The sequence below is a fragment of the Paenibacillus sp. Pae15 genome, assembly GCF_024519685.1.
GTDB lineage: Bacteria > Bacillota > Bacilli > Paenibacillales > NBRC-103111 > Paenibacillus_G > Paenibacillus_G naphthalenovorans.
The window spans coordinates 1-1,227 of record NZ_JALJRM010000074.1 but is presented as its reverse complement, the minus strand read 5'-3'; the positions used below and the strand labels follow the sequence as shown (position 1 = coordinate 1,227).

General features: G+C 44.5%; 1 protein-coding gene and 1 pseudogene. One reads left to right on the top strand and one right to left on the bottom strand.

From position 1 onward, the window contains the following. Positions 1-296: pseudogene (locus NR121_RS24915) on the bottom strand (ATP-binding protein); the annotation flags it as partial. Between the two features lie 328 nt (positions 297-624). Here NR121_RS24915 and NR121_RS24910 point away from each other — a divergent pair. Continuing rightward, positions 625-1,227: tyrosine-type recombinase/integrase (locus tag NR121_RS24910; protein WP_375162546.1), on the top strand; the 603-nt coding region annotated here is incomplete at its 3' end.

Here is a 1,227-nt window from a genome sequence, read left to right as displayed (position 1 = left end):
AGTTCGCCCCAATCTTCGGGGCCTTTGTTGGAAGTTAAAATAATCGATGTTTGACCATAAAGCTTGTTGATGAACTGAAAGAACATGTTCGCTTCATTTCGGTCCATGGCCATAAACATTAAATCATCGAGGATCACTAGATCACTGTGTAACAAGCGTTTCACCTTATACTGAGATGACCGTGAAATCAGTTGGGTTTTCAGCAGATGAATCAGTGTATCCATCGTCACAAAGCTGACTTTACGGCCATTCTTTAAGGCTTCGATGCCCAAGCCGATGGCCAGGTCGGTCTTTCCGTTATGGTAAGTTTTCCATAACGGAAATTATCGAAAGAATTTGGTTATGGAAAGAAATCGTCGACATCCCGACATCTTCAGTGAATGTTCGTTGATTTCTTTCCATAACACCTCACAATGAATAATAGAATTACGTTCATTGGAGGGATAGCCATGGAAACAAAAAAAACCGATTGAGACGCTCGCGGCGGAGGTCATCGAAGCACTCAAGCAAATGAATTACGCATACAACACCGTATGCGGCATCCGAGCTTCATTCAGCCGGATATGTGCATTTGCACGAAAACGGAATGTACGTTATTTTTCGGAAGATCTCGGACAGGAGTACTTGAGAGAGAAATATGGTTGTACAACGAATTACTATCTTGAACCGTTTCCCCGAAAAGCCAAGCAAGCCATTCGTTCCATCCGGCTATTAGGCGATTACCAGCTCCATGGGATAGTCATTCGAAGAATCGTAAAGCGAAAGGGCTATGTGAAACCGCCTCAGTTTGAAGAAATATTAACCGCATACGAAAAGGAATGCGAAACCAATGAATACTCCATGCGCGGCATGCGTGGCCGCTTGCAGCGATTATTCTTTTTTGTGGATTATCTGGAACTTCGCAACGTTATTAAAGTTGACGATATTACGCCGGACATCATTTCAAATTATGTGATCAGCATTTGCCCCAAACATGAAAAAAGCATCGCTTCCATTCTGACCACGCTAAGAGTATTCTTAAGGTTTCTCTATCTACATGGATTTACCGAAAGGGATTTGTCACTCGCTGTGCCGAAGCAAACCCGATACCGTTATCCGGCCGTTCCTTCTACATGGGAGCCGACCGAGGTGAAACGTATGCTGGATGCGATTGATCGGGGAAGCCCTCGGGGAAAGAGAGATTATGCCATCCTTCTTCTTGTTGCGAAGCTGGGCATGCGGGTTAGC